We start from the raw sequence: 205 nt of genomic DNA on the forward strand, positions 1-205 counted from the left end.
CGGAGATGACGATGATGATTACCTTCTAATTGAAGAATTAAAATCAAATATAAATCCTGCTTTCTTAAAAGTGGGATTTTTTTTTCTAAAAAATGGTCCGACTAGACGGAGATGACGATGATGATTACCTTCTAATTGAAGAATTAAAATCAAATATAAATCCTGCTTTCTTAAAAGTGGGATTTTTTTTTCTAAAAAATGGTCC

Annotated in this window: 1 protein-coding gene; it reads right to left on the bottom strand. The window is 29.8% G+C overall.

What is annotated here, in order from left to right; all coding sequences use genetic code 11:
- Positions 1–18: 18 nt before the first annotated feature.
- Positions 19–205 (bottom strand): hypothetical protein (locus tag BOQ64_RS24395; protein ID WP_228448553.1); only part of this gene is annotated, 187 nt, incomplete at its 5' end.

The organism is Chryseobacterium sp. CH25, from assembly GCF_004119455.1.
GTDB lineage: Bacteria > Bacteroidota > Bacteroidia > Flavobacteriales > Weeksellaceae > Chryseobacterium.